This window comes from Shewanella indica, from assembly GCF_033842865.1.
In the GTDB taxonomy this organism is placed as follows: domain Bacteria; phylum Pseudomonadota; class Gammaproteobacteria; order Enterobacterales; family Shewanellaceae; genus Shewanella; species Shewanella indica.
Map to the genome: position 1 here is coordinate 786,305 of NZ_JAWXXR010000001.1, position 26,612 is coordinate 812,916.

General features: G+C 52.1%; 28 protein-coding genes. 12 read left to right on the forward strand and 16 right to left on the reverse strand.

The annotated features are described in order from the left end of the window. Nucleotides 1–75 precede the first annotated feature (75 nt). Nucleotides 76–366 (reverse strand): DUF2946 domain-containing protein, encoded by a 291-nt coding sequence (locus SIL79_RS03660; protein ID WP_226684205.1) that lies wholly within the window; start codon nucleotides 364–366, stop codon nucleotides 76–78. Nucleotides 367–611: 245 nt separating this feature from the next. Between SIL79_RS03660 and SIL79_RS03665 the strand changes: the two genes are divergently transcribed. Continuing rightward, nucleotides 612–737, forward strand: coding sequence for a hypothetical protein (locus SIL79_RS03665; protein ID WP_039034459.1), 126 nt, complete (start codon nucleotides 612–614; stop codon nucleotides 735–737). A 4-nt stretch (nucleotides 738–741) separates the two neighbouring features. On the opposite strand, the gene SIL79_RS03670 is transcribed toward SIL79_RS03665, so the two are convergent. After that, nucleotides 742–1,077, reverse strand: coding sequence for a hypothetical protein (locus SIL79_RS03670; RefSeq protein ID WP_039034458.1), 336 nt, complete (start codon nucleotides 1,075–1,077; stop codon nucleotides 742–744). A 181-nt stretch (nucleotides 1,078–1,258) separates the two neighbouring features. Between SIL79_RS03670 and SIL79_RS03675 the strand changes: the two genes are divergently transcribed. Continuing rightward, complete coding sequence (locus SIL79_RS03675) at nucleotides 1,259–2,878, forward strand: mechanosensitive ion channel family protein (RefSeq protein WP_039034457.1); 1,620 nt, start codon at nucleotides 1,259–1,261, stop codon at nucleotides 2,876–2,878. A gap of 57 nt (nucleotides 2,879–2,935) precedes the next feature. Here the strand turns inward: SIL79_RS03675 and SIL79_RS03680 are convergent, their stop codons facing one another. Further along, the gene (locus tag SIL79_RS03680; protein ID WP_039034456.1) at nucleotides 2,936–4,642 is read right to left on the reverse strand and encodes a formate--tetrahydrofolate ligase; all 1,707 of its coding nucleotides are present in this window, start codon (nucleotides 4,640–4,642) and stop codon (nucleotides 2,936–2,938) included. Between the two features lie 233 nt (nucleotides 4,643–4,875). Continuing rightward, nucleotides 4,876–5,709 carry a MaoC/PaaZ C-terminal domain-containing protein gene (locus SIL79_RS03685; protein WP_071476860.1) on the reverse strand — a complete coding sequence of 278 codons (834 nt, stop codon included), beginning with the start codon at nucleotides 5,707–5,709 and terminating at the stop codon, nucleotides 4,876–4,878. Between the two features lie 198 nt (nucleotides 5,710–5,907). Here SIL79_RS03685 and SIL79_RS03690 point away from each other — a divergent pair, with 198 nt between their 5' ends. Next, nucleotides 5,908–6,702 carry a methyltransferase gene (locus tag SIL79_RS03690; protein WP_234500920.1) on the forward strand — a complete coding sequence of 265 codons (795 nt, stop codon included), beginning with the start codon at nucleotides 5,908–5,910 and terminating at the stop codon, nucleotides 6,700–6,702. Here SIL79_RS03690 and SIL79_RS03695 read toward each other — a convergent pair. Further along, nucleotides 6,663–7,298 carry a chemotaxis protein CheD gene (locus SIL79_RS03695; protein ID WP_101095642.1) on the reverse strand — a complete coding sequence of 212 codons (636 nt, stop codon included), beginning with the start codon at nucleotides 7,296–7,298 and terminating at the stop codon, nucleotides 6,663–6,665. The two genes, SIL79_RS03690 and SIL79_RS03695, sit on opposite strands and share 40 nt — an antisense overlap. A 45-nt stretch (nucleotides 7,299–7,343) precedes the next feature. Further along, a complete protein-coding gene (locus SIL79_RS03700; RefSeq protein WP_162206928.1) occupies nucleotides 7,344–8,231 on the reverse strand; it encodes a TraB/GumN family protein in 888 nt (295 codons plus the stop codon). Nucleotides 8,232–8,278: 47 nt separating this feature from the next. Here SIL79_RS03700 and SIL79_RS03705 point away from each other — a divergent pair, with 47 nt between their 5' ends. After that, nucleotides 8,279–8,590 carry a hypothetical protein gene (locus tag SIL79_RS03705; protein ID WP_039034453.1) on the forward strand — a complete coding sequence of 104 codons (312 nt, stop codon included), beginning with the start codon at nucleotides 8,279–8,281 and terminating at the stop codon, nucleotides 8,588–8,590. Between the two features lie 118 nt (nucleotides 8,591–8,708). Beyond that, nucleotides 8,709–10,442, forward strand: coding sequence for a GGDEF domain-containing protein (locus SIL79_RS03710; RefSeq protein WP_405130412.1), 1,734 nt, complete (start codon nucleotides 8,709–8,711; stop codon nucleotides 10,440–10,442). Here SIL79_RS03710 and SIL79_RS03715 read toward each other — a convergent pair. Continuing rightward, nucleotides 10,439–10,963 (reverse strand): DUF3016 domain-containing protein, encoded by a 525-nt coding sequence (locus tag SIL79_RS03715; RefSeq protein WP_039034451.1) that lies wholly within the window; start codon nucleotides 10,961–10,963, stop codon nucleotides 10,439–10,441. The genes SIL79_RS03710 and SIL79_RS03715 overlap by 4 nt on opposite strands. 278 nt (nucleotides 10,964–11,241) lie before the next feature. Between SIL79_RS03715 and SIL79_RS03720 the strand changes: the two genes are divergently transcribed. Beyond that, on the forward strand, nucleotides 11,242–11,547 hold the full coding sequence (locus tag SIL79_RS03720; protein ID WP_039034450.1) for a hypothetical protein: 306 nt from the start codon (nucleotides 11,242–11,244) through the stop codon (nucleotides 11,545–11,547). A gap of 6 nt (nucleotides 11,548–11,553) precedes the next feature. Here the strand turns inward: SIL79_RS03720 and SIL79_RS03725 are convergent, their stop codons facing one another. Continuing rightward, nucleotides 11,554–12,063, reverse strand: coding sequence for a DUF4240 domain-containing protein (locus SIL79_RS03725; RefSeq protein WP_039034449.1), 510 nt, complete (start codon nucleotides 12,061–12,063; stop codon nucleotides 11,554–11,556). Between the two features lie 119 nt (nucleotides 12,064–12,182). On the opposite strand from SIL79_RS03725, the gene SIL79_RS03730 reads away from it, so the two are divergent. The 3 genes from SIL79_RS03730 to SIL79_RS03740 all read left to right on the forward strand — a co-directional run bounded on the left by SIL79_RS03730 (nucleotide 12,183) and on the right by SIL79_RS03740 (nucleotide 13,983). Further along, nucleotides 12,183–12,578 carry a hypothetical protein gene (locus SIL79_RS03730; protein WP_039034448.1) on the forward strand — a complete coding sequence of 132 codons (396 nt, stop codon included), beginning with the start codon at nucleotides 12,183–12,185 and terminating at the stop codon, nucleotides 12,576–12,578. Nucleotides 12,579–12,751: 173 nt separating this feature from the next. After that, complete coding sequence (locus tag SIL79_RS03735) at nucleotides 12,752–13,024, forward strand: HU family DNA-binding protein (protein ID WP_039034447.1); 273 nt, start codon at nucleotides 12,752–12,754, stop codon at nucleotides 13,022–13,024. 266 nt (nucleotides 13,025–13,290) lie between these two features. Continuing rightward, complete coding sequence (locus SIL79_RS03740; RefSeq protein ID WP_162206930.1) at nucleotides 13,291–13,983, forward strand: TorF family putative porin; 693 nt, start codon at nucleotides 13,291–13,293, stop codon at nucleotides 13,981–13,983. A 41-nt stretch (nucleotides 13,984–14,024) separates the two neighbouring features. On the opposite strand, the gene rimK is transcribed toward SIL79_RS03740, so the two are convergent. The 4 genes from rimK to SIL79_RS03760 all read right to left on the reverse strand — a co-directional run bounded on the left by rimK (nucleotide 14,025) and on the right by SIL79_RS03760 (nucleotide 19,315). After that, nucleotides 14,025–14,930: a 30S ribosomal protein S6--L-glutamate ligase gene (gene rimK, locus SIL79_RS03745; protein ID WP_039034445.1), complete on the reverse strand. Its 906-nt coding sequence runs from the start codon at nucleotides 14,928–14,930 to the stop codon at nucleotides 14,025–14,027. Nucleotides 14,931–15,014: 84 nt separating this feature from the next. Continuing rightward, nucleotides 15,015–16,742, reverse strand: coding sequence for a putative bifunctional diguanylate cyclase/phosphodiesterase (locus tag SIL79_RS03750; RefSeq protein WP_039034502.1), 1,728 nt, complete (start codon nucleotides 16,740–16,742; stop codon nucleotides 15,015–15,017). Between the two features lie 12 nt (nucleotides 16,743–16,754). Further along, nucleotides 16,755–17,186, reverse strand: a complete 432-nt coding sequence (locus SIL79_RS03755; protein ID WP_039034444.1) for a response regulator — start codon at nucleotides 17,184–17,186, stop codon at nucleotides 16,755–16,757. Further along, on the reverse strand, nucleotides 17,183–19,315 hold the full coding sequence (locus tag SIL79_RS03760) for a CHASE domain-containing sensor histidine kinase (RefSeq protein WP_405130425.1): 2,133 nt from the start codon (nucleotides 19,313–19,315) through the stop codon (nucleotides 17,183–17,185). Before SIL79_RS03760 ends, SIL79_RS03755 begins: the two co-directional genes overlap by 4 nt. Before the next feature lie 304 nt (nucleotides 19,316–19,619). Here SIL79_RS03760 and SIL79_RS03765 point away from each other — a divergent pair, with 304 nt between their 5' ends. Then, complete coding sequence (locus SIL79_RS03765; protein WP_039034443.1) at nucleotides 19,620–19,802, forward strand: PA3496 family putative envelope integrity protein; 183 nt, start codon at nucleotides 19,620–19,622, stop codon at nucleotides 19,800–19,802. A 35-nt stretch (nucleotides 19,803–19,837) separates the two neighbouring features. On the opposite strand, the gene SIL79_RS03770 is transcribed toward SIL79_RS03765, so the two are convergent. Then, a complete protein-coding gene (locus SIL79_RS03770) occupies nucleotides 19,838–20,803 on the reverse strand; it encodes a PDC sensor domain-containing protein (protein WP_071239136.1) in 966 nt (321 codons plus the stop codon). A gap of 222 nt (nucleotides 20,804–21,025) precedes the next feature. Here SIL79_RS03770 and SIL79_RS03775 point away from each other — a divergent pair, with 222 nt between their 5' ends. Further along, nucleotides 21,026–22,378 (forward strand): flavohemoglobin expression-modulating QEGLA motif protein, encoded by a 1,353-nt coding sequence (locus SIL79_RS03775; protein WP_144361053.1) that lies wholly within the window; start codon nucleotides 21,026–21,028, stop codon nucleotides 22,376–22,378. Between the two features lie 51 nt (nucleotides 22,379–22,429). On the opposite strand, the gene SIL79_RS03780 is transcribed toward SIL79_RS03775, so the two are convergent. Together SIL79_RS03780 and SIL79_RS03785 are read right to left on the reverse strand one after the other, a co-directional pair. Then, nucleotides 22,430–23,797, reverse strand: a complete 1,368-nt coding sequence (locus tag SIL79_RS03780; RefSeq protein ID WP_039034440.1) for an alanine/glycine:cation symporter family protein — start codon at nucleotides 23,795–23,797, stop codon at nucleotides 22,430–22,432. Between the two features lie 114 nt (nucleotides 23,798–23,911). Next, nucleotides 23,912–24,874, reverse strand: coding sequence for a LysR family transcriptional regulator (locus tag SIL79_RS03785; RefSeq protein ID WP_071476855.1), 963 nt, complete (start codon nucleotides 24,872–24,874; stop codon nucleotides 23,912–23,914). A gap of 92 nt (nucleotides 24,875–24,966) precedes the next feature. Between SIL79_RS03785 and SIL79_RS03790 the strand changes: the two genes are divergently transcribed. Further along, the gene (locus SIL79_RS03790; protein ID WP_101095651.1) at nucleotides 24,967–25,908 is read left to right on the forward strand and encodes a sodium-dependent bicarbonate transport family permease; all 942 of its coding nucleotides are present in this window, start codon (nucleotides 24,967–24,969) and stop codon (nucleotides 25,906–25,908) included. On the opposite strand, the gene SIL79_RS03795 is transcribed toward SIL79_RS03790, so the two are convergent. After that, complete coding sequence (locus SIL79_RS03795) at nucleotides 25,896–26,468, reverse strand: SRPBCC family protein (protein WP_071476856.1); 573 nt, start codon at nucleotides 26,466–26,468, stop codon at nucleotides 25,896–25,898. The two genes, SIL79_RS03790 and SIL79_RS03795, sit on opposite strands and share 13 nt — an antisense overlap. Nucleotides 26,469–26,612 lie beyond the last annotated feature (144 nt).

Sequence of the window (26,612 nt, forward strand, 5' to 3'; positions counted from 1 at the left end):
TCCTGAAATACAGCAGTCATCGCACCGCAATTCCATGCGGTCGATAGCAAAATTTAAATAGAGGTTTCTTTAAATTCAGGCTGTGACAGGGGGAGCACGACTGTTGAACAGGCGAACGTGGGGCGCCTGCCAGGAAGGAGCCGTAAGATTGACTCTGATATAGGATTGTTTGACAGCATCCAGATGCAGCCCAGTGCCGGGCATGACCTTATTCAGCTGATGCTGATGAAAACAGAGAGTACAGTGGGTCTTATGACCCTCTTGGAGATGGGAGATGCTGTGGGCCGAAGCAGCCACAGACAAGAGCACCAATATGGCAGCAAGCCATATGGCAATAGTGCTTCTTGTGCGAACAGCGATATCCAAACCTAACATCCCCCAGATAGATCCGGCGCTAGTGTAAGCCAGCCTGCCCCGAGGTTGCAACAAGGTTAACAGGGCGAAGCTGAAACTAAAAGTTACAAGATATGTAACGGCGCAGAGGTTTCGGCGCAAATCACAGGCCGGGCGGAGATTAAGTTCTGCTTAAGCTCTGCCGGTTAAGGTTTACCCTATACTCTTTGTGCTCGCACGGACCCGTCCATGAGAGCAGCCTAACCAAAGGAAAAGCTATGTTGGCATTTCTCAAAAATAACCTGGGGATTATCCTGTTTGCCATTCTGTTTTGCGGCGCTATTTTGGGCGGCATCTATTACGTAGAAACCTCCCTGGCCAATCAGGTACAGGTGATAGAATAAGCCGTTAGCGGTACTTCTGCCGCTGCGCCGAATCATCCTCTTCAACTTTAACCGGCGCTTCAACCGTGTGCAGATGATCCATCAGGTGGCTGATCAGCAAGACGATCAGCCCAAGGATTGCGACAGGTATCCCGAAGTGTCTGGTCTCTGGTACCAACCAGGCACAAATAGCCGCAGCCCCCCCCAGATAAAAACCCGCCAGTTTCAATTTCAATAACCAAGGCGTCTTTCCAAGCCAGGCCTCGCAATGAGGACACTGGATCTGCGCAGAAAAGCCGCTGCCCCGCTGCTGGGCTATCTGAGAAACATTAAAGGTTTTATTGCAATTGGAGCATAACACTCGGGCGTTCTCCGGCGAGTTCAACAAAGGGGCGCTATTCTAGCAAAGCTGGCGTCCGCCTTATATCTCCCATGTGCGAAAAACCACAAATCCATGCGCTTTTTAGGCACCATGGAAATTTTCGTGTCATATTTATTAACTCCAACACCTCAGAAAAACAGATAAAAATCGGACTAAAAACATGGTTAGATCTCTCTTGCTCCTGTTGTGTTTAACTCTTTCCTGGCAATCCTTTGCATCTGAACCTGAACGGCTCGCCACCGAGCAGTTCACTTTGATACAGCAAACTATAAGACAAAATATCCAACAGCTTCGCACTGCCAAGGGCGAACTCAAGGCAGTGACTGAGTTTAGGATCAAGGCACTGACTCTGGCACAGCGAAATAAACTCAAAGAGAGCATAGATGCCATTGGCGACAAGAATGCAGCCCCTCAGGCCCTGATGAACGTTCTGCCGCACCTGCAAACGCAGCGGCAACTCCTGCAGCAGATGGTGCAATATCTCGACAAGGAGATAGTGTCGCTGCAGGGCAAGCTCGGCAAAGGGGAAGATCAACAGCTGATGCTTGAGATCTCCCGCCGCAGCCTGGAAAAGGATGAAATTCAAAAAGGCTTGCTGGAACTGCTCAATTGGTCAGAACAACTGGGGCAGGATGTCAGCCAGGCGAAAGAATCACTCAAGCAACGTCTTATCGTCAGAGCCGGGTTGCTGGAGAGCCTGGTGAGCTATAACCAGCAGCAGTTGGCCGTGCAAATGGCCGAAAATGCGCTGGCGGGCAAAGATGTCAGCAGCGAGCAGAGCAAGACCTTGACCCTGCTGAAAGAGCGACTGGAAAACAACAGCAGCAGCCTGAGCGCAGTGATAAGCATGCTGGATAAGTTGGATGTGGATACCAGCGATCTGAAAAAGACCCTGTTTGCCATCTCGGGGGATATCACCCAGGATGTACTCAATATCGATGTTGTCTCCAGCCTGGCGGGACAATGGTTTGAAATCGCCAAGGCGCAGTTGGTTGAAGGCGGGCCGGATATACTGTTCAAGATATTTATCTTTTTGTTTATCTTGCTACTTACCGTCTTGCTGGCCAAACTGACCAAGCGAATCGTTGCCAAGGCGGTCAGTAACTCCAAGCTCAAGTTCAGCAAGCTGCTGCAAGACTTCTTCACCTCGCTTTCGGGCAAGGTCATCTTCACTTTGGGCTTGTTGATCGCCTTGTCACAGCTGGGATTCGAACTCGGGCCTCTACTGGCTGGTTTCGGTATTGCCGGGGTGATTATCGGTTTTGCGCTGCAAGATACCCTATCCAACTTCGCCTCAGGAATGATGATCCTCATCTATCGCCCCTTCGATGTGGGAGATCTGATCCATGCCGCCGGAGTCACAGGCCGAGTCAGCCATATGAGCCTGGTTTCAACGACCATCAAGACCCTGGACAACCAACGACTGATTGTTCCCAACAACAAAATTTGGGGCGATACCATTAACAATATCACCGCCGAGCATCACAGACGGGTAGATATGACCTTCGGCATCAGTTACAGCGACAATATCGAACAGGCCGAAGCCGTGCTGGAGCAACTGGTACAAGAGCATCCCAAGGTACTGAAACACCCTGAGCCCACGGTTAAACTGCACCTATTGGGTGAATCCTCGGTGGACTTTGTGGTGCGCCCCTGGGTCAGGCCGGAAGACTATTGGGAAGTTTACTGGGACATCACCCGGGCGGTGAAGATGCGCTTCGACGAGGAAGGGATCAGCATTCCATTCCCGCAGCGGGACGTACACTTCTATCGCGGTTAAATCGGCGCGGCAGTCTCCAATACAACAAAGGGCGCATCTGCGCCCTTTGTTGTCGAATTAAAGCCCTATCACTTCACCCTGCTCATTAATATCGATATGCAGATAGCCGGGGTTCAAACCCAGCCCAGGCATTGTCATCACCTTGCCCACCAAAGCGGTGACAAAACCGGCTCCGGCATTGAGCCTAAGCTCAGTAATAGGCAAAGTAAAACCGCTGGGCGCCCCCTTGAGTTTGGGATCGTGACTGATAGACATAGGCGTCTTAGCCATACACACAGGCAACTTGTCTGCGCCAAGGCGCTGGATCTCGGCCAGTTGCTCACGGGCCTTGGCCGACAACTCAACCCCGGCAGCGCCATAACCAAGCTCGGCCAGAGTTGCTAGACTGGCCTCGAGTCCAAGCGAAGGGTCATAGAGAGGCTTGAAGCCATCGCCCTTGCCTATGGCTGCCAATACCGACTCGGCCAGAGCCTTGGCGCCATCAGCACCGAGGGCAAAAGCCTCACTGAGTTCACAAGCATCGGCACCCTCGGCGAGGCAGGCCTGTCTCAACCACTCAAGCTCCTGCTCGGTATCTTCGGGAAAACGGTTGATAGCCACCACCACAGGTGTGCCGTAACGGCGCACATTGGCCAGGTGCCAGGCCAGATTGACAAAGCCCTGCTCCAGAGCCTGCTGGTTAGGCCGGCTTACTGCCTCGCCCTTGAGTCCTGCGTTACTCTTAAGTGCTCTCAAGGTCGCCACCAAGACGGTGCAATCAGGCTGACGTCCGGAAACAGGTGCCTTAATATTACAAAACTTTTCAAAGCCCATATCCGAGCCAAAGCCGCCTTCAGTGACCACATAATCGCTGAGTTTCAGCGCCATCTCATCGGCAATAATAGAGGAGTTGCCGTGGGCGATATTGGCAAAGGGTCCGGTGTGGATAAGACAAGGGGCACCGTTGAGAGTCTGCATCAGTGTCGGCTCCAACGCCTGACGCAAAATAGCGCACATGGCACCGGCAACCCCGAGCCGCTCGGCGGTAATCGCCTGTCCAGCGGTGTCGAGCGCCAGCAACACCTGACCAACACGGCGGCGCATATCGGCAAGATCGCGACTCAGGGCCAAAATCGCCATCAGCTCCGAGGCGGCGGTGATATCAAAGCCAGACTCATGCTCCGGGCCATTGTTATTTCCCAGCCCTATCTGAATCTGCCGTAGGCTACGATCATTGTGATCCATCACCCTGTGCCAAAAGAGCTTTTCCGGATCGATATTGAGCGCATCCAAGCCACTGCGACGGCTGAATTCTGCCGCCCCGAGGCGCTGCTCATGATGCAACCTGGCATCCAGCGCAGCGGCGGCCAGGTTATGGGCGCTGGTAATCGCGTGAATGTCCCCGGTAAGATGCAGATTCAGTTCTTCCATCGGCACTATCTGGGCATAACCACCGCCGGCAGCCCCCCCTTTGACGCCAAAGACAGGCCCCATACTGGGCTGGCGCAAACAGGCGCAGACCTTGTGCTCGAGCGCATGCAGGGCCTGGGTCAAACCTATGCTGGTCACCGTCTTGCCTTCACCGTGTGACGTAGGCGTTATCGCAGTCACCAGAATCAGCTTACCGGGTAGATAGTCATAGACCCGTTCGAGCAACGACAGCGGGATTTTTGCCTTGTGGTCGCCGTAACAGCTGAACTCACCGGGACGCAAACCCAGCTCAGTAGCGATATGCTCAATGGGACGCCTCGGCGTCATTCTAGAGATCTCTATGTCCTTCAACATTCAGTAAAACTCCCACAAGGGCCAAAGCAAATAGATCAAAGGACCCGCATACTAGGCCATTCCGGCTTCAAGCTAAAGTCGAAGCGCTCTTTATTCAGCAATACCTTAATCTGAGTCAAGAAATCTCTGGCCGGAATTGGCCGAAAAACAGTTTCCGAACGGAAGGAAAATAGCGAGCGCAGGAATAATAGAGCCAAACAGGGGGCCAAGGTGGAAAACCAGGCCCCGACAGCTCAGAGCAGGGAGAGCTCACCACAAAGGTGTGGCCTACGCCCCTTCTGATCCCTGAGTTCAAACTTATAGCCCTGCTCCATGGCCTCGGCGCAGAAGCAGACACTGGCCGGCATAAACAGCGGCAACTTGAACGCCACGTCAATGACACAGGGTTTATTGCCCAGCTCAGGCATCAACTGAGCTACGCAGCGGGCCTTGGACCACATGCCGTGAGCCAGCACCCGGTCGAAACCAAAACGCTTGGAAAGCAGGGGATGCAGATGGATCAGGTTATAGTCACCCGAGGCTCTGGCATAACGCCGCCCCAAATCGTCACCCAACTCCCAGACACTGGGGTTTTCCCACAAAATATCCCCGGCTTTGGGTGGCCTTGCCCTGCGCCCCGGCTTATCTATGCGATACAGATAAGTCGATAGGGATTCCCACACCAGCTCTCCGGCCACAGTCACCCTGGAGATAAGGTCAAACTCCAGGCCGGAATCTGTCTCTCGGCTATCAGTAAGGCGACAGTCGATATCGAAACGCTCATCCACAGTAACACTGCGAAACTGACTGATACGATTACGCAGGTGGATCATTCCCAGCAGAGGAAAAGTGATAGCGTCATGGGTAAAGATCACCGCATGCAACCTGAAGGCCATCACGTACAGATAGGTAGGCGGCAGAGTTTTGCCATCAAACTCGAAGCCACACACCTGAGCGTAGTCGGCCACCTTGCCGGGCTCCAAAGCCACGCCGGGAGTATTAACGCTGATACGAGGTAAAGGCTGGTTGTCCCAGCCAGGCTTTCGCCCGAAAAAAATCTTGCGATACAGCGAAAACAACGAAGGCATTGTTCGCAGTTCGACACTGAATTCCATAACCAAAAAGCCCACCTTGAGTATTCCAAGCCGAGCATTATACCTCATCCCTGCCGTTTTCGGAGCTATCTATGATTTTGCGATCTGTCCGCCATAAGCGCTTGGCTCTGATGCCAAGGGCTGCGGCTTGTGAGACACTATATGCCTTCAAGTCATTCAGAACCCTCCAAAGTGCAAGATCAGAACTTTGACAAGCTGGCGCAAAAGTTCGCCAACAATATTTATGGAACCCCTAAAGGACAGATCAGAGCCGCGGTGCTCTGGCGCGATCTGCAGGAACAGTTACCCTACTTTGCCGGCCGTAAACTCAGAGTACTGGATGCCGGTGGCGGTTTCGGTTTTTTCAGTCAGAAACTGGCGGCTATGGGGCATGAGGTGGTGCTGTGCGATATCTCATCGGCCATGCTGGAACAAGCCCGGGAACAGATAGCCGCCTCGGCCGCCCCCTTGGATATTCAACTGCTGCACTGCGCTATTCAGGAGCTGAACGTAACGGAACTGTGCCAGTTCGACCTCATTCTCTGCCATGCGGTTGCCGAATGGTTGCATGATGCCAAAGGTACGCTGGCGGGCTTGCTGTCACTCTTGAAAGATGACGGCCTGTTTTCACTGATGTTTTTCAATAAGGAAGCGATGCGCTTTCACGCCCTGGTGTCAGGTAATCTCGACTATGTGGCTGCCGATCTGCAAACCCGTAAAAAAGTCCGCCTCAGCCCGAAACATCCGCTGCAAATAGCTGACGTACAAGCTTGGTTTAAGGAGTGGCAACTGGAGTTGAGGTGTGAATCCGGGGTCAGAGTCATCCATGACTATCTTAAAAAGAGCTTGCCGGATAATTTCGACTTCCAGCAACTACTTGAGATGGAGCTGAAATACTCACGCCAGCAACCCTATCTGTCTCTGGGCCGTTACGTGCATTTCATTGCTCACAAGGCATCCGGGCCGAATAACTCGATCGAGGGTTGATCTTTGCTATCCACTATCTGATCCAGATAACGGTTCTCTTCCGGCACCAGCTGCGCCAGACGTTCGGGATCCATGTGCTTGAGCAAGACCTTGCCGCTGTTGGGGTGAAACATCACCTTGCGCGGCCAAGGGCCGCCCAAATCCTCCGCCTGCACAGGGATCTGCTCAAGTTTGAGATAACGCAGTACAAAATCTATGTTGGACTGGCCGACATTCAGCACACTGTTTTGGCCCATTCTGGCACCGCCAAAAATCTTGGCCTGTAATCTATGTCGCTGACCGCCGACACAGAGTATGGCGTTGACCAACTGCTCCATGGCCCAGTTGCCGTAACGACAGCTGTAACTGGTCAGTTGCTGCCAATCTTCGTGAAGTTTGCGCTCGGGTAACAGAAAGTGATTCAAGCCACCTATGCCGAGTACGGGATCCCAGATACAAGCCGCCACGCAGGAACCCAAACGGGTAAAAATGTACTCATCGGCACCTGTAATATAAAAATCGCCGGGATCGACCCTGGCAACCACCTTGCCAAAACGTTGATCCCACTGACGAACTGTTCCTTCAAACCCCTTGTACGCATCGCTAATGCCTTGCATCTCAACTCCCTGTGTTCAAGCACAGCAAGTATAGACCTCAGCGCCTCAGTTTGCCTCGCCGGGCGGTATATCACAGCTTTGCTGCCAGCAGTTACGACTGTCGACTCCGGCTTTATGCAGATACTCGAGTAGGCTCCTTTTGCCGGCCAGATGCCCGGCACCGACGGCCACAAATAGTGGCGCCTGATTGGAACCCATCAGACTCAACAGACGCTCGGCCATGCCTTGGTTACGCTGCCACAGCAGTTTTTCCAGCAATACGTTTTCTCCTTCGGTGGACAGCTGATGCAGCATCAATTCGGCCAAAGCTTTTTCATTCCCGCTGCGCCAGGCCGTGATCAGCGCCTGGATCTCCCTATCTTCACCGCGAATGCTCTCCCTAACCATATTCCACTGGTACTTCAGCGCCAGCGAGTCCAGCAGTGCCAACTGCATTTCTGTACTTTCCAGCTCTAACACAGGTTTGCCACCTACCCCATCCAACAGATACTGCTCAACACCCAGGCTGGGTTGATAACCCAGCTCCACGAAGCGTTGCATACTGATCTGTACCGACTGCAACCAGGGGGACATCATAGCCAATTGCCGACATAAAGGTTTACCGCCACAGTATCCCTGCAGCAGCGTCTGAGTTTCCTCATCCGGTGTTGCAGCCTTCAAGCCATACTGCTGCAGCAATTGCTGCGCCGCAGGATCGCGAATATCAGCTTCCAGTACCAGAGCACCGGCATTGTGATAGGCCTGCTCTATCTGGTTTGGCAGTGGATAAAAATCAGCCTTGCCGACATGCACTGAGCCCATGAGAAAAGCCGTCTTACCGGCAAACTCCAACTGGTAGAAGGGTGGTGTATCACCATCTTTTGCTTGGGCCCAACCACTTAAAAGTAAGCCACATCCGAAGAAGAACCACAGCAGTCGACTTGTTGCGCGCATCCCTGTTCCTTATAATTTCAGCCAAAGTTCATCAGTTAGAGGCTGTTATGCCATACACCAAGGTCATTGAGCAACTGAAAGCCAATCTGCAGACCGCTTACCGCCAGGCTGTCGATGCCGATAATCGTCTGGATCAGCTGCAACAAGCCGGTCATGGAAAGTTTTCTGCCGTATTCACTCAAGAGCAAGGCTTTACCACATGCAGTAACCGCTTCCTCCCCTATGTACAGGAGTTGGCACAGGCGGTAGCGGATCTTGAAGCCGAAACGGCACCCACCCCGGAACAGCTGGAAGCCCTACTGCCGAAACTGGCAGTCTTGTTGCAAACGCTGCAACAATTTAAACAGCAGAGTAAATAGCAAGAGTTCAAACTGCAAAATCACTCCGATAAGCCGGGTCAAGCCCGGCTTTGTCATCTTAGTGTCACTTGCAACACCTAGACTCTATCCGATTTGGGGCCTTGTAAGGTATTGCAGTTTGATGGCCATAGACAGAATAGCTGAACTCGGAAGTGTGTTGGATAACGAGGATGTCACCGCACTGTTTCAGCCGATTATCAACATAGACAGCAACAGTATTCATGGTTTTGAAGCCTTAAGCCGCGGCCCCATAGGCAGCAGCGTTCACTCTCCATTTCATCTGTTCAGTGCTGCCGAACGCCTGGGGCGCCTCTCCGAGCTGGAAACCTTGTGTCGCCGGGTATCCATAGCCCAATTTCAGCAAAAACAACTGCCTGGCAAGCTTTTTATCAATATCTCACCCAAGGCGCTGCTGGATCCAACCCATCCCAAGGGGCAAACACTCAAGCTCTTGCAACAGTTCGGCATAGCGCCATCCAATGTGGTCATAGAGCTGTCGGAACAATACCCTGCCGATGACATAGATCAGCTCAAAGCCTGCCTTAATCACTATCGCAATCAGGGGTTTTTGACCGCTCTCGACGACTTGGGTGCCGGTTATTCTGGCCTGCGTCTATGGTCAGAACTCTCCCCCGACTATGTCAAAATTGATCGCCACTTTATTCACCAAATAGACAAGTTTCCGGTAAAACAGGAGTTTGTCCGCTCCATCATAGAGCTTTGCCAAAGCCTGACCTGTAAAGTCATCGCCGAGGGTATAGAGACTGAAGCCGAGCTGACGATACTGCGCCAGCTCGGGATCACTTATTGTCAGGGCTTCTTACTCGGCAGACCCGAGGCGCAGCCGGATAGACAACTGCAAACCCGCTATCTCACCATTCGTCAGCAGGAGCAACCTAGATACAACGAGGCGGCGGAGAGCCTGTGCCATCAGGCACAAACCTGCCCCTCCGAGACTGAGCTCAAGCAGTTGAGCGAACGCTTTCTCTCCCAGCCGGAGCTTCAGTGCATTGTGGTGCTGGAGCATAAACGTCCCTTGGGACTGGTCTATCGCCATCGGCTGATGGAGCTATTTTCCCGTCCCTATGGCCGCGCCTTGCATGAACACCAGGCGGTGACTGAACTCATGGACAGAGACGTGCTTCTGGTCGATGCGGCCACACCTCTGTCATTGGTAAGCCAAAAACTTACCGCCAAGCCTGGCTCCGAAATAGCGCAGGAATTCATTATCCTGCGTCAAGGTGAGTTTATCGGTCTTGGTCACACCCGCGAGCTGCTGCAGCGCATTACTGAACATAGAATACAGATGGCGCGCCACGCCAACCCGTTAACTGAATTGCCCGGGAATGTACCCATTCAGGAAGAGCTGCAACGGCTGCGCAAACTACGACAGCATTTCTATCTGGCCTATTTTGATCTATGCCATTTCAAGCCTTATAACGACATCTATGGCTTCAGTCGTGGTGATGAAGTGATAAGGGCCGTAGCCGACCTGCTCAGACAATATGGTAAAGCGCAGTTTATCGGCCACGTGGGTGGCGATGATTTTGTGATGATAGGCACAGAGCCAAAACTACTCGGGGTTTGCCAGCAGATATTGGCCGAGTTTGAGCAGAGTAAAAGGCAATTCTTCAGTGATGAACATTGGCAAAGACAGCGCTTATTTGCCAAGGACAGACAAGAGCAGGAATGCTTTCAACCGCTATTGCGCCTCAGCGTCGGAATACTGCCACCGCCATTGAGTCTGGACGCCAACGAACATGAATTATCCCGCCTGTGTGCGCTGGCGAAAAAGCAGGCCAAGCACACCCCCCAAGGGCTGTGCTTGCTGGATATGCCGAAAACGGCTTAGAGTTTTGGCTTGAGTGTTTTCTGGAACCAGTCTTTCAGCATTCTTTCTTCATAGCGGAAGCTGTCGCTGTTGATTCTGTCCACATGGTCGAGAAACTGCATATCGGTCAGCTTTTCATCGCCGGCAATGACTACCTGATCGCCTTCCAACAAGCGATAACTGAAGCTTATTTTTGGTGGATAAACGTTCTTGACTACACGTATATCGTTGGCAGTAGCACCAAAGGTAGGCCGCACATCACCGGCCAAATCCACGTCTGTGACCGTCAGCTCCAGCTTTTGGTTGTCTTTTAGAGAAGATGAAACGTCTTTATCCAGAGTCTTGGTCAAGGTATCGAACAGACGTTTTTCATAACGGGATTGCAGCTCGCTGGCAGACTTGATATCCCGAAAATCCTTAGGTGACTGCCACTCAATTTTGACCTTACCCGACTCGGTAACCGGGTTTTCATCGACCTTGTCGGCCGCCAGCACCGAGCCAGAGGCCAGGGCACTTACAAGTAACAGATGTCTGATTTTCATCTCAGCCTCCTTTGGGAGCGATTGTCAGTATGCTTTTGCTTCAAACTCAGAGTATAAAATTTAACCTGAATCCGGGCTTAACGCAAAACTAATATGCGAATAGTGTCGTGCTATAAGTAGCTATTTTAATGTGATATTTTTCGTAATACATCATCCAGGAAGATTAACTTGAGTATCAATTTGTAGCCGCAGCAACAAACTTTCAAACAATGCGGCTTGAGTCAGCCCCGCTGAAGTAATCTAATAGACCGAAAAACCGAGCCATTACAGGAGCACCAGTGAAACTCTCACCGCCTTTGCTAATTACCTTGGGACTCTTTACCGCTCTGGGAATTGTTCTCATTGCCATCAATCAGGATGCTAAACCCAAGGGGCCGGAAACCTGGAGTGCCTTCATTTATACCCATGGTTTCGATTCGGGGCGTTATCTCAAAGAGGACGATTTTGGCGACTATGCCAGCTGTAAAGCGTTCGCCATCGAGAAGTCCCAGGCCGCAGAAGGGGCTCCTTGGGAGTGCGGCAGCTACTGCCGCTTTGACTCCCGCCGCCAGGGCTTTCAGTGCGAGCAGATGCGTAACGACTAAGTCTGCTTAGAAGGGGAAACGGGCGCTGAGCTTGGGGTACTGTTTACGCAGTGCCTTGGGCTGGTCGTTGAAACGCTTGCCCTTGGGCTGACTCAGCCCCGAAGGCACAAACGGTAACTCTTTGCCGGTACGGGTCTCGTATAGCTGGCCGGCCAGCAGATCTATCTCCTCAACAAAAGGATAGGCGTAACCATTCAATTGCGGCCAAACTTCCAGCTCTCCCAGCGAATCCGCTGCATTGCAGGCCGCCTGATAACGCTCCTTTCCCAGAGTCACCAGGAAGTTCCGGAACTCGGCGAAACCATAATCTGAATCAACTCCGGCAATGATGTAAGCTGCGCCCCAAAGATCCCAGCTGTAACTCAACCTGAGCAGCCTGGCAAAGTGCTTATCAAACTCTGCCAGCTCATCATCGCCCAGGCTTTGCAGTTTTTCGGTCAAACGCGCCTGGAGTTCCTGTTGTTCCTGATCGGGATAGTCGCGGCTGACCAGCTCCCAGAACTGCTCTTCTGTCATTGAGTGTTATCCTGCCAAAAATGTCGGCGCTCATTTTACCGGAAAATGCGATTAAAATCCGGCTGGACTCACCCCAGGGCTTTCCATAGACTTAGGCCCATTTCTCACAGGAGTCATTTATGTCCATTTCAAGACCAATACCATTGGTACTGCTTTGCATCCTCTATCTGGTACTGGCCGGGGTAGCACTGTGGCGCACCATCAGCACAGGTGCAGTAGATCTGTTTACCTTGGGAGTCATCCCAGTATTGGTAGGCATAATGTTACGTACAAGTTGGTCGCTGTGGGCACTGCGTATCTATCTCTTTATCCAGACTCTGGGACTACTGGCATTGGCCGCTACTGCATTGATGGCACTGCAGATAACGCCTGAAGATGTCAAACTTGAGCTGGCTGGACGCAATATCCCCTTGCTGCCGCTGGCGGCTGTGTTGTTGGCCTTGCTGGCATTCCAGTATTGGGTAGCTTTTTCCACCAACACAAAACGCTTCTTGCAACAGGAAAAATCTGACTAGATCGCACTGAATTTAAGGAAATCAGCGACCGGCTCACAATTTTGTATAATTTTGGTTAAAAAATAGCGAATAAAGCCCAAGAAGCCCGCTGAAAGGCCTTTTCAAGCCAAAAACCTTATGGCATGTTAGATGGGCAATAATAATTCAATCGACGGAAAGAAGAGACGCTCCAGATGAACAAAACTGAACTAATCGCAAAAATGGCAGAACATGCAAACCTGTCCAAGGCAGAAGCTGCCCGCGCCCTCAAGTCGTTCGAAGTAGCAGTGACTGATGCCATGAAAGAAGGATCTAAAATCTCCATCGTAGGCTTTGGTTCTTTCGAAACCTCAACCCGCGCGGCCCGCACAGGTCGTAATCCGCAAACCGGCAAAGAGATCCAGATCCCTGCAGCCACTATTCCCAAGTTTAAAGCCGGTAAGGCACTGCGTGACAGCGTCAACTAAACTGCTTTTCACGGATGAAAGCGCCTCATATTGAGGCGTTTTTTTATTGTCTGTAGTTCCCAACATTCCACTGCACAAAAAAAGGGCAAAACGCCCTAACTAAAGGCAACAATCTGTTAACTGAGTTTCAGAATAAAAGCTAACTTTCTGTATTTCATATTCATTTAAACTTGGCACAAGATTCGCTCATCCCACAAAGACAATAACGAGTGTCTGCGCCGGTCAAGCTTGCCCGGTTCCGGAACCCAACCATCGAGGGGATGAGAATGAAACACACCAAGTTTTCAATGTCAGTTATTGCAGGTCTGTTGTTGCTGGCCGGCGAAGTCCAGGCGACTGTATCAGGGAATATCGGCGTCGCCTCCAACTATCTGTGGCGCGGGGTTACCCAAACAAATGACTCTGTCGCCGTTCAAGGCGGTATAGACTACAGCCACGACTCTGGCTTTTACCTGGGCACCTGGGCCTCTAATGTCGACTTTGGTGATGACACCAGTTACGAGCTCGATTTTTACGGCGGTTACTCCGGCAGCATAGGCGAAGACTTTGGCTATGACATCGGCTATCTCTACTATGGTTATCCTGATGCCAAGGGTGATATCGACTTTGGCGAACTGGCGTTGAACCTCAGTTGGAAGTGGTTTGAGCTGGGTTATGCCAAGGTGGTCAATGCCGGTGATGATGTAGCCAAAGCGCCGCTGGATAACAAGGATTTGAGCTATATCCACGCGGGTTTCAGCTATCCCATCACGGAAACCGTGACGCTGACGGCACACTATGGTTATTCAGACGGCGATGTGGTGCAGAGCTGGTTCCAGGTTTCCAACTACGCCGACTACCATTTGGCCATCAGCAAGGACACAGGCATAGGCTCTGTCTCCTTTATGGTAGCCGATACGGATCTGCCGGACGACGATGCCAAGATAGTGCTCAGCTATGTCTATGAGTTCGAATTCTAAGGAAGGTGCGAACTCCTATATGGGGAAAGCCCGAGGCGCAATTAGGCGATGACAGTTCGATTGTGTTTACGGGCAGCAACCATTTTTTCGATATGCTCCACTATCGGCTCTGCCACCTTGATGCCTGTAGTCAGTTCTATGCCTTCAATACCCGGAGCCGAATTGACTTCAAGCACCAAAGCGCCGCGCTCAGAGCGAAGAATATCCACCCCGGCCACAGCCAGCCCCATCGCCTTGACTGCATCTATGGCGCTCTTGCGCTCCTGGGGGGTAATCTTGATTTTCTCGGCGCTGCCACCCAAATGCAGATTGGAGCGAAAATCTCCTTCCGGCCCCTGGCGTTTCATGGCCGCAACCACCTTGTCGCCCACCACGAAGCAGCGGATATCACTGCCGTTGGCTTCTTTGATATATTCCTGTACCAGAATGTTGGCCTTAAGCCCCAGAAAGGCTTCAATAACGCTCTCGGCGGCCTTCTTGGTTTCGGCCAGCACCACGCCTATTCCTTGGGTGCCTTCCAAAAGTTTAATCACCAGCGGCGCACCACCCACCATGGCGATAAGATCCGGAATATCGTCCGGCTTGCTGGCAAAGCCGGTGACCGGCATACCTACCCCTTTGCGAGAGAGCAACTGCAGTGCCCGCAGCTTATCCCTTGAGCGGGCAATGGAGATAGAATCATTGGCGGCGTACACCCCCATCATCTCGAACTGGCGCACCAGGGCACAGCCATAAAAAGTCACACTGGCATGGATCCTCGGGATAATGGCATCAAAACCGCTGAGTTCTTCACCTTCAAGATGAATACTGGGTTGCACCGAGTTGATGTTCATATAACAGTTGAGTGGATTGATCACCAAGGCCTGATGACCGCGTCCCTCACAGGCTTCCACCAGCCTGCGGGTAGAATAAAGCTCGGGAAATTGAGAGAGGATACCGATTTTCATGTTTGGAAGACCCGGTAAAGAGAGTTATGGCCCAGCAAAAAGAGCAGGCATCTTTGACCATACTTTGCCAATAGGCAAGCAAAATCAAACATTCCCCTCGGCCAGCAAAGGTAAAATATGCTGCACTTCAAAATCCGTGGGCCGAATCGGCCGACAGTAAAGATATCCCTGCAGCAGATTGCAGCCTCGTTCACGACAAAACTGTGCCTGCGCCTCTGTCTCTATACCCTCAGCCACAGACACCACGTTAAAACCGTTGGCAAAATTAATCAAGGCAGACAACAGACGTTTACCACGTTCATCCTGCTCGACCGAAGCCACAAAACTCTTGTCGATTTTAAGTACATTGATAGGAAAATATTTGATGTGCTCGAGAGATGAAAAGCCGGTGCCAAAGTCATCCAAAGACAACACTACCCCCAAGGCAGCAATCCGCTCCAACACCTTGGCCAGCTCCAGCGGTTCTTCAATCAGGGCATTTTCGGTGAGTTCCAGCTCCAGTTGCGACGCCGGCAACCCGGTTTGCTGCAATACCCTGACTATGGTCTGATACAGGGTTTCGCGAATAATCTGCGACGGTGACAGGTTTACCGCCACTGATAACCGCTTGCCTACAGGAGCCAACATCGTCAGCCACTCAACGGTTTGCGCGCATGCCTGTACCAACACCCACTCACCTATCTCATCCACCAGGCCTATCTCTTCTGCTATAGGCAGAAAACTGTCAGGCGACAGCAGACCATCCTCAGGATGTTGCCAGCGCAGCAGCGCCTCCACTCCCAAAAGCTCGCCGGAAATTGCATCGAATTTCCCCTGATAAAAGACCCTGAATTCATCCCGCTCCAGCGCAGTTCTCAGCCCCATTTCGATACGGTTACGAAACCTCACCTCCCTGGCCAACTCTTCAGAATAAAACTGGATCTGATTGCGGCCAATTTTTTTGGCGCGATACATGGCTATATCGGCACACTTGAGCAGCTCAGAACTATCACAGACAGAATCACTGTACACTGCAATGCCAATGCTGGCGCCGATCAGCACCTCATGCTCTCCAAGCGGGAAAGGCTCTTCAAAGGCCTGCTGTAGCCTATTGGCCACCGCCATCGGAAAGTAACGATTCTCGGACTCTGTCACCAACACCACAAATTCATCGCCGCCTAGACGGGCAATCAGATCTCCTTCCCTGAGCGCCGCGCTTAGACGGTTGGCCACTTCCACCAATAGGATATCCCCCACCTGGTGCCCTAAGGTGTCGTTGATACCTTTGAAATCATCCAGATCCAAGAGGATCACCGCCAGCATGTCCTGATGGCGCTTGACCTGACTCAAGGTACGATTGAGGCAGAGTTCAAAACCGTAGCGATTGACCAGCTTGGTCAGGGAATCATGTTCAGCCAGCTCTTTGAGCTTCTCGTGGCTTTGGCGCAGTGCCAACGCCATCGAGGCCCGCTGTTTGGCATTGCGGATTGCACGGGTCAAGCGGCTGGTATTCACTTCATCCTTGAGCAGAAAATCCTGCGCCCCAAGTTCGATACAGCGCTGTGCCAGCTTATCGTCTTCATAACGGGAAATCATCACTACCGCGGTCTGCTCTCCGGCAGATTCATTGAGACGGCTCAATACTTCCAGACCATTAGCATCGGGCAACATATAGTCGAGCAGTATGCCATCGAAATGTTGTTGGCAGGCGAACTCCAAGCCACTCTGGGCACAGTTGGCCTCCATCACCTTGAACGCCAGTGACGATTGTTCCAGGGCGCGGATGATAGCGGCTCTGTCTATCTCATCATCATCGATCAACAGCAGATTCATGCTTTCCATCCCTCAGGCTTCCGGCAATTCGACAATACGCCAATAACTTTCCAGCATATTGAAAATATTATAAAAACCATCACTTATTTCATGCTTGACCATATAACCTGCCACATGATGCTTATAAGCCTCGACCTTGTCTTCATCGGCACTTGAAGTAGTCAGCACAAAAACCACAGAGAGAGACAGCACAGGGTCGTTGCGGATATGGCCGAGAAACTCCAAGCCATTCATCCTTGGCATATTGAGATCCAACAAGATCAGATAGGGGTGGTGCACCCGGCCATCATTCAGCATCTCCAAGGCCTCCAAACCATCTTTGGCTCTGACCAAGGGATTCAGTAGCCTAAGCTGCCGCATTGCTCGTTGTACCGCCATGTAATCGACATCATCGTCGTCAACCAACAGAATAGTGACTTCCTTATATCCGGCAGTTTGGCTCATGACTCCTCCTTGAAGTGGACCGGCCAAGTGAAATAAAAGCTGCAACCGCGCCCTTCCGATTTCACCCAGATCTTGCCGCCCATGTTTTCCACCGACTTTTTCACCAAAGAGAGCCCCAGACCACTGCCTTCAACTTCATCTCTTGGTTTAAGTGTTTGGAATATGGCGAAAATTTTATGATGAAACTTGACCGCTATCCCAGGGCCGTCATCCATAACACAAAAACAATAGTAGTCTCCCTGACGCTCGCTGCTGACGCTGAGTACCCCCTCTTCTTTATCGTGATGTTTGATGGCGTTGCTGAACAGGTTTCTAAATACCAACTCCAGCGGCACCCTGGCCGTGGTCAGCACAGGCATTTCAGACAAGATAACCAGCTTGAACCCAGTTGGCGGAGCCACCAGGCTGAAGGTGTCCTGCAGCAACTGTTTGCTGTCCACCTCTGTCAACTCGGTATCCACCCTGCCTATGCGCGAGAAGGTCAACAAGCCATCCAGCAGCCGAACCATTCGCTGGACCCGGCTCTTGATCAGTCGCAAATACTTTTGTACCTGTTCGCTGCTGTTGTCACTGAGATCTTCTGCTAGCCACTCGGATAACTGCTCTATGCCCCGCAGCGGCGATTTGAGGTCGTGAGAAGCTATGTAGGCAAAACTGTCCAGCTCACGGTTTATTTTCTCCAGCGCTTCCGTGTGGCGGGCTTTTTCCGCTTCAATCCGTTTGCGATCCGAGACATCATTGATAGTGGCCAGAATCGACTGGCCATTAGTAAAATGAATTGGGGTCAACCCCACTTCAACCGCCACCAGAGAGCCATCTTTGGCGCGGCCAAACAGGTCATCACGCTGGGACATATTCTTGGCAATCGGCTGCTGCAGGTAGCCCCCCATGTGTTGATTGTGCGACTTATGCAGGCTCTCCGGCAGCAGTATATTCACGCTGCGGCCCAGCAGCTCATCCCGGGCATAACCGAACAGTTGCTCAGTATGGGCATTCACCAGAGTGATGAGTCCATGACCGTCGACCATGATCAGCGCCGACGGCGAGGCCTCGATAACCAAGCGGAAGCGCTTTTCATTGGCCAGGATCTCATTGGCCAGCAAGCCTTCCTGATACCTGGCCCTGGCGTTACTGAGCAGAAAATAGAGCAACACCATGATAAATAGCACGCCTATGCCCAACATCAGCTTGCTTTGCAGCTTCTCGGTTTCGGTGACAAAACTCTTGTCGGCACCGATTTGCAGCAACCATTGATGACCGCCGACCTTGAGTGGCAGTACTTGGTTATAGGTTTTGGTAACCTGGCCTTCCTCCTCAGTGCTGTACAGCAGCGAAGTGTCAGAGGGGGTGTCGCCATCGAAGATCTCTAGATTCAGACTGGGAAACTTGTCGGCCAAAATGCCTTGCATCAGGTTGTTCATTCGAAAGGCAGCATAAACCACACCTTTAGCGGCCTTGGGGCCGACAGAGGTGTCATCATAAAGTGCTAAGTACATCAAGAAGCCGGCCTGAATATCCTGCTGAGTTTCCTGTACCAGGGTAATTTTGCCGGATATTGCCGCCTCCCCGGTGTTGATGGCTCTGTCTATCGCTTCTCGGCGAGTCGGTTCGGAATACATGTCATAACCAAATGCCCGCCTGTTACGCCAATCGAAGGGTTCCAGATAGATAATGGCCTGGTAGGCATCACGCTTACCGACTGGGTACACCCGGTATTCTTCAAAACCTTCAGCGCGGATAGCTGCCTCATGAGCAGTCAACTGCTCCGGGGGTACAATAACGCTATAGCCTATTCCCTGGATCCCGGGATAAAAACTTTCCATCTTGGCGTTGGTCACATATTCGTGCCACTCCTCACGGGTCACACCATCGGATGCCATAAACAGGCCCACGCCACCCCGCAGTACCTGCTCATAGGTCAACAGACGATCTCTTATGGCATCTTTGACCAACATGGCCTGATACTCAAAGCGCTCACGTCCACGCTGCTCCGCATATTGATTAAACAGATACCAACCCAGGCAAGTAAAAAGGAGTGCAACCAGGATAATCACCCAAACCGAGGCCGGAGTGGAAAAGCCGAAGCGTTTTACAGAGGTGGATGATGCGGTGAGACGATCGTCCGGGATCATAAACAGCCGAGTCCTTAGCCAATTAAGCGAATGCCATGGGGTTAATTCTGGTCGGGTTCATGAAAAAAACAAGTCAAAAACAGCACAAAATCCCCAAGATTTAGGTTCTTGGAAAATATCGTCAAAATGTTGTCTCGATCTCACATTCAACAGAAGCTCAATGCTAGATTTCAGTTTAACCAAAACTAATATTGACTAGAGGGACGGACAGAATCATTTGCTTTGTTAGACAAAAATTTTTGCTTTTCAGCCAATGCTTTTTTGGCTAGAAAATCCTTGGATAAACCATGAGGAATTCGTGATGGCCCATATTGTTGAACTCGTGCCCAACGATGCTGAAATTGAAGCGATGACCACCCCAAAAAACCGCCAGGCAGAGAAGGCGCTGCAACACAAACGCCAGATAAAACGCCGTTTGGAGGATTATCTGGAACGCCTGGAACTCAGACGAGCCATGGGGCTCGATGATGACGATATGTTTTAGCCTTCAGAACTAGGAGGGTGTCAGCAACATCCTCCTTATCCTTGCCGCCCCCGCAAAGACTGGGTTTGGATAAGCAGGGCTTCGGCCTTGGCACCCAACCAGACGTATAGCCCCAAGGCCACCAACAAGCCAACCACCGCCAACATCATCAAAATCGCTCCCTGAATATACTCCACCTGTCCGAGTGATGCCTTGAACATGGTCAGCAAGGCCTCGATGGAGATGGCGATCAATATGGTGGAAACAAAGCGGGTAATGGTGCGCCGGGTGGAACTGTGGCGGAAGATGTCTTTGTGCATCAACACTTCTTCTTCCAGTATGGTCTTACCGAGGTCGAATATCGCCAACGCCAGGGTGATATAGATGATGATCCCAAACGGCTTGAGCGAATCATGAGCCAACTGCGGCCCCTGCGCCAATAAATGCCAAATATCCCTGGCCGAGATCAACACCAATACCCCGACTATGATGAATAGCCCTGTCACCAGAGTGAGATAAACCGCCTTGAACAGCGGCGTCACCTTGCGTCTTAAACTGTCGCCCATCATAAACTCAATCAGCCGGGTCAGGTTGATATCTACCACCACAAAGCCACGACTGGCATCCAAACGACTCACGCCCAGGGACGCCGATAAACATAACTGCCCGGACGCATTGGAAAGATAAGGCGAAGTTATCTGTACCCCACTCTTATCACTGGTATTGAGAAAATAGGGGCGCTGGCTGCGATCCGGATGTTCCCCCACCGCCAGCAGTTTGATCTTTTGCTGGATAAGGGCCAGGTTCGGACTCACCTGCTGGCCATTTTCATCCAGCAAATACATCAATTCCACAAAGGGATAACAGGCCGACACTTCAGAAAACACCTTAATGGCCCGCCCTGTGTCATCAAAGAGCTGAGCATCGGCCATTCCGGTCAAAATCGACTGCAATAGTTCATCGATTAGCGGTTGATACTCATGAAAACGTTCAATCACACTCAAGTAACTCATATTTGCCATAAGGGCTCCTGAAAGTTCGCCTATACAACCTCAAATAAGCAGCTTGAGTGCCAATATTACAACATGATGAATATCAATTAATTAGCTTAAATTATGTACGCCGACTATGCTCAATAACCAAGCAACTGCACCAAGATCTGGCAAGGATAAATTCTGTTGCCAGACAGCGCGTTATCCAAGATGATAGCCGCCAATAACCTGTGTCTTCCGAGGAGACCATTGATGCCAGACACAAGTACCTATAAAGAGGATCTGCGGCGCCTCTCGGACGAGCTTATCCGGTTGCAGAAACCGATAAAAATCCTCGATGCCATCAAATGGCCGAGGGAGGTGGAAGCCCGATTTCTCGAGAATAACGGTAAACAATTACCCGCCATAGACGCCGAGTTTTACCAGCGTCTGCCACTGCCTTTTGACCCGGATAAGACTCGCCAAGAGTTAACCGAACTGCGTTTGCAGACCCGCAAGCGTCTGGGAAGATACGACAAGCTTGGCAAGATATTGGTGGCTAATATCGAGCAGTATCTTCAGGTTATCGACATGCTGCAACATAGAGGTAAGGCCGAATTCGGTGAGTTCAGCCGTCGCCTCTACGGTAGCGCCAACCATAAGCTCCACGGCGACAGACACAACCTCAGACAGCTCGGCGATCGTTTGAGTTACATCTTCTCGCTGCCGGCAGCGCTGCGCAGCAATCGCCATCACCCCAAAGAAATCGCCGCGCCGGAGGCGGTGGACATACTCGGCCGCCGCCTGAAAGATTATTTCCACAGCGACGATATTCGGGTACGCCTCAGTGACGGCATAGTCTCGGATGCCGCCGTGGGTGGCGATACGGTCAAACTCAACAGCAAGGCGCTATTCAGCCAATCGGATCTCGATGTTTATGAGGTACATGAGGGCTGGGTACATGTGGGCACAACCCTCAATGGCCGGGCTCAACCCTGGGCCACCTGGCTCAGTGTCGGCTCCCCCAGGGTAGCCGCAGCCCAGGAAGGGTTGGCGGTATTGATGGAAACCATCACCCTGAGCTCCAACCCAGGGCGGGCAAGACGCATCAGCGACAGGATCACTGCGGTCGACATGGCCGAGCAAGGTGCTGACTTCATAGAAGTATTCAACTATTTCTGCGGCCAGAATCTCAGTAAACGAGACAGTTACCGGGTGACTCAGCGGGTATTTCGCGGTGGTATGGTGCAAGGTGGCAGTTACTTCACCAAGGATATCTCCTATGTGCGCGGCTATGTGGAAAACATTAACTTTATCCGCTCCGCCATCACAGCCGGGATCCCGGAGATCATCCCCATGTTGTTTGTCGGTAAGCTGGCCATTGAAGATATCCCTGTACTTTATCAGGCTCATAGGGAGGGGCTTATTGCCGCCCCCAAGTATCTGCCGCCCATGTTCGATAACTTCAGTGGCCTCTATGCCTGGTTTGGTTTCGCCTCCGGGATGGCCGGGATAGACCTCAAAGGCGTTCAGCGGCACTTCAGTCATCTATTCAAGCAGTTACCCAATGCCGAACCCATGTTTGAACTGCAGGAAGACACTGAGTTTGACAGCAACGCCGACTGATAAAGAAACAGGGCAACTCGAGTTGCCCTGTTTTGGGTTCTAAACCAATCACTATTTTTGCAACTCGGCCTGACGCTGCTTGATGAAATATTCCCGAGTCAGCGCGAAAACCACTGGACTGAGTAGCGCCAGGGCTATCAGGTTGGGGATAGCCATCATGGCATTGAGGGTATCGGCCACCAGCCAGATAAAGTCCAAAGACGCAACAGCCCCTACCGGCACCATCAGAGTCCAGACCAGGCGAAACGGCACTATGGCGCGAATGCCGAACAGATACTGAACGCACTTTTCACTGTAAAAACTCCAGCCGAGAATAGTGGTAAAGGCGAAAATTGCCAAAGCCACCGCCACTATGTAATGCCCTATGGGCAAGGCATGGCTGAAAGCATAGGAGGTCAAGGCTGCGCCGGTTTCCCCCGAGGTCCAGGCGCCGGAAACGATAATCGCCAAACCTGTGATGGAGCAGACCACTATGGTATCAATAAAGGTACCCAGCATGGCTACCAGACCTTGAGCCACTGGGTTATTGGTCTGGGCTGCCGCATGGGCAATAGGTGCACTGCCAAGACCGGCCTCATTGGAAAATACCCCTCGGGCGACCCCGAAACGTATAGCAGCCCAAACTGCCGCCCCGGCGAAGCCACCCTGGGCCGCCACTGGGCTAAAGGCGCTCTCGAATACCAACTCCAGTGCCGCCGGGATCTGATCGAAATAGACCACAATCACAGCCAAGCCTGCTGTGATATAAAACACAGTCATCAAGGGCACCAACTTACCGGCCACATCGGCAATCCGTTTGATACCGCCCATCAGGACTGCACCCACCAGGATCATCATGACCAGGCCAGTTGCCCAGGCTGGAACACCAAAGTTGCTGTCCAAGGCGTCAGCCACCGAATTGGCCTGTACTGTATTGCCGATACCAAAACCGGCAAAGCCACCAAATAAAGCAAATAGCGTTCCCAACCAGGCCCATTTCTGGCCGAGGCCATTCTTGATGTAGTACATGGGGCCACCTATGTGGTTGCCGCTGTCATCGACCTCGCGATACTTGACCGCCAACACGGCTTCTGAAAACTTGGTAGCCATCCCCACCAGCGCGGTGCACCACATCCAAAACAATGCCCCCGGGCCGCCAAGAAAAATTGCCGTCGCCACTCCGGCGATATTCCCTGTGCCTATGGTGGCCGACAGTGACGTCATCAGCGCATTGAAGGGGCTGATCTCCCCTTTCATATTGGTGTCTTTATCCGGGATCCGCCCGGACCAGAGTAAACGGAAGCCTCTCCCCAGCTTGAGAAGTTGCATAAAGCGCAAACCTATGGACAGAAACAGTCCTACCCCCAGGATCATCACCAGCATGGGCACACCCCAAACCAGGCTGTTAAGCTGGCTAACCCACTCCATTATCGTTTCCATTCCAACCTCGTGTAGTTATTGTTATCGCTGCAGTGTCCACCTGTTATGGCAAAACAGCATAAGGAATACCCAGGTTACAACGAAATATTAACAATTGGAAACCCGAGGTCAAACTCAGTCGGCGCTCAACCCCAGGTTGGCCGGCAGCTGGGCTATATCACCGGCCACCCATTCAGCCTCTATACACTGCTGCAGATGCTCAGCCATAAAGTGCACCAATTGCCGCGCCGCATAAGGCATGCGCCTGTCTTTACGACTCACCAGATACCAGTTGCTCTCCAACGGGAAGCCCTTCACGTTCAGAATAGCCGGGCGCTCACGCCCTTCCTCCAGGGTATGGGCCGAAATAACAGATAACCCCAGCCCAGAAGCGACCCCCAGACGAATGGCTTCATTACTCTCGATCTGCATACAGTCGCCCAGTTCCATCCCCTGACCACTGAGCCAGGACTCAAACATTAACCGAGTAGCCGAACCAGGCTCACGGATGAGAAAGCGCTCGCGACTGAGCTGCTCAAACTTGAGTTCACTCTGCCCGGCGGCCCAATGGTTTCTGGGGGCAATCAACTGCAGAGGGTTACGGATGATCCGCGCCGATTGCACAGTATCGCCCCTGGGGGGATGGCTGAAGAGATAAAGATCATCTTCCAGATGCTCAAAGCGATTCAGTACATGGGCACGGTTGCCTATGTTCAGTGTGACTCGGACGCCGGGGAAATGGCGATAGAAGGCGCCGAGGATCCGCGGCACCACATACTTAGCCGTGGTCACCAGGCCGATATTGATGTGGCCGCTCTGCCCTTCCCGCACCTTGGCCAGCATACCGTTGAAGTCTTCCAAACGAGTCATCACATCCACGGCGGCACGATACAGCTCCTGGCCTACCTGGGTCGGTCGCAGTCCTCCCGGGCCGTTTTCCAGTAATGGCTCCCCCACCAGCTCGGCCAATTTTTTCAATTGCAGCGATACGGTCGGCTGAGTCAGATAAAGGTGTCTGGCAGCGGCTGAAATATTCTGCCGCCGGACCACTTCGATATACACCTGCAACAAGCGCAGGCTGAGATGACGAAGATCCATAGATAATTATCTATATATATGTAGTGAATAATTTATTTTCCAATATAGCGCCGGGCGAGCACAATCTCCAGCCGTCTAACAAGGAGAACCCCATGCCTGATGTTGTTATTGCCTTTTTCGGCCTAGGCCTGTTGGCCGGTCTGCTCAAATCAGATCTCAGAGTCCCCGAATCCACCTACGAAACCCTTTCCATTCTGTTAATGCTGACCCTGGGCCTAAAGGGTGGCATGGCACTGCACGGCCACACAGATCAGCTGTCCTTTACCGAGCTGGGGTTGGTGATAGGCCTGGGACTGGCTATCCCGCTGGCGCTGTATCCCATATTGAAAAAAGTGGTTCGCCTATCCCAGAGCGATGCCATCAGTATTGCCGCCCACTACGGTTCGGTCAGTGCCGGGACCTTTGCCGTTGTCTACGCCATGACGGAGCAGCTGGGCTGGCCACTCAAACCCGAAACCACTCTCTATCTGGTACTGCTGGAGCTGCCATCCATCATAGTCATGTTGTGGCTCTATCGACGCCTGAACCGGAATAAAACGGGAGGCAGTGGCAATATTCTGCTGGAAGCGCTTACCAGTCGTGGGGTGATATTGTTGGGGGGCGGCGTGCTTATCGGATGGGGCTACGGCGCTGAGGGCTTGGCCTCTTTGAGCCCTGTGCTAATGCAGGGATTCAAGACCTTGCTGGCGCTGTTCCTGCTGGAGATGGGCTTATGTACCGCCAGGGTGTGTGCTCCGCTGCCCTTGAGTCACTGGCGCCTGTTGGTATTTGCCGCCGTTACGCCTTTTGTCCTTGCCTGGGTGGGCATCATTACAGGTCACGCCTTGGGGCTGCCCGCCGGTTCGGCACTGGTACTGGCCGGCCTCTGCGCCAGCGCCTCTTATATTGCGGCACCGGCAGCGATCCGCGCGGCCATTCCATCGGCCAATATCGGCGTGGCCATGTTGGCCTCGCTGGGGGTTACTTTCCCGATTAACCTGCTGATAGGGCTTAATCTTTACCGTCAATGGGTCGCCTGGATTTACGGGCTCTGAATTTGTTCTTGTGGCGCGGGTGCAGACTCGAGTAACAGCTTAAGATTACTGAGCCCGCGCAATAGATCCGTGGCGATCATGGTTTCAAAATCGACAAACAGAAACATCAGATTCATCGGATAATCCAGATGCCCCTTAAAGCCCCAACTGAGGTTGGTTCTATTACCTTCATAGGGCTCAAATAACATGTAGGCGGGTTCAGTGGCCTCGAAGGGAGTCAGGAATCTGAGCTCATAATCTATGCGTTTGTTAGTTTCCATGGCAACTATCTCTTGCTCACCTTGACCCACCTCTGGGTTATCACTCTCCCAAGCTGAGACAAAGCCAACAGTGCCGTCAACGCCGCGATAACTGCGCTTCATCGCCGGATCCATCTTAGCCCAGACGCTGAAATTATCTTGATTCTTCAGATACTTAACATAGTCATAGACCTCGGCCACCGGACGATTTATCACCACATTGGTGGTCACCTGATAGTCGCTTTTGACAAACAGAGCGGCAATCAGCGGCACAGCCACTATCAGTGCCAGCAGGATAAACAGTGTCTTAATAAAACGCATAAGGATTCTCCAAACAAGTTTTCTTCCGACAACAATTACTTGTCTGAGTATATCCTGCAAACAGCTTAAAAAGTAACCAATCTGTTAAATATTGAAAAAAGTGGTTTTACCGCTATTAGAGCTAGCAAATCTTGGCAGAGAAGC